Source organism: Lacticaseibacillus camelliae DSM 22697 = JCM 13995, from assembly GCF_001436615.1.
GTDB classification, from domain to species: Bacteria; Bacillota; Bacilli; order Lactobacillales; family Lactobacillaceae; genus Lacticaseibacillus; species Lacticaseibacillus camelliae.
On record NZ_AYZJ01000060.1, the window covers coordinates 1 to 1,279 of the forward strand.

General features: G+C 43.2%; 1 protein-coding gene. It reads left to right on the forward strand.

The features are described from left to right. Positions 1-1,069 (forward strand): ABC transporter substrate-binding protein (locus FC75_RS09280; RefSeq protein WP_056989725.1); only part of this gene is annotated, 1,069 nt, incomplete at its 5' end. Positions 1,070-1,279: the final 210 nt, after the last annotated feature.

Here is a 1,279-nt window from a genome sequence, read left to right on the forward strand (position 1 = left end):
TGGCCTTTCTGGTCTAGTCGTCAGGGTGTTGCACTTGAATTGTAAACTGGGGCAATTAAACTATGATGAATATCTGAATTTCTCTCCAGATGGCAAAGGATTTGCTGATCTGAACAAATATAAGAACATCATTGATCTGAGTGGGTTCCCTAAAGATGCTTTGCAAGCGGGGACAATTAAAGGGAAGCTAAACGGTATACCACATGGCGAAAACAAACGAGTGGTTGTTGTCAACAAAACCGTTCTGAATAAGGCAGGAATTGACTCTTATCCGACAACCTGGACAGGCTGGCAAAAGGCTGCCAAAAAGCTACCAGCTGATCATTATCCAATGGAGTTCTCTTCTTTCTTGGACATAATTTGCTATATTACCCAAAAGACGGGGAAGAGCTTTTTGGATGCTAATGGGCATATCAACTATTCCGAGGCGCAAATCAAAGACGGGTTTGATTGGTACAAGAAGATGGTTAATACAGGCGCAACACCATCTCGCAAGTGGGTTCTGGACACTGTCGGTAGTGACTCCGTTGCAGCGACCAAAGAATTTTTAAACGGTGAAATTACAGGCGTATTTGACTGGACGGCGCTGATGAGTAGCTACGCAACTAACCTTAAGCCAACAGGCATGAAGCTAGATGTTCCACCATTTCCACTCGCAAAAGGAGCTAAGACTGCTGGCGTTCTACAGAAGCCAACGATGCTATTCTCCATTTCAAAGCATTCACAACATCCAAAAGAGGCAGCTAAGTTGTTAAACTTCATCCTCAATGATCCAGCTGGTGTTAAGGCAATGGGGACGAGTCGAGGAATGCCTGTGAATACCAAAGCTCAGAAAATTCTGGAGAAGAGCAATGCCGTCGACGATATTACTAAGCAGTCGGTTGATTATATGGCCAAGACGAAGGGTGTTACCGAGAGCCGTTACCTGGAATTGAGTCAAGTTAACGATGCATATGCGCAAGTTACAGATTCTTTTGGTGTTGGTAACATCAATTCTACTCAAGCAGCTAAACAGGTCATTTCTAAAGTCAACGCGGCGGTTAAACAAGTTAAAAGTAAAATAAATTAATCATAGTTCCTTTGCCATTGATTGGCATAGTGACTGATTTATTTTATCCGTCAGAATCATTCGACACAGATCCGTGGCGCAGTGTGAGATTACAAAGCGTCACGGTTTTTATTAATTAAGTAATCGGAGGCGAGTAATGTGCAGAAGCACCGGAACCCCAGTTTACAATTCAAGTGCAACACCTTAGCGACTAGACCAAAAAGGCCATGA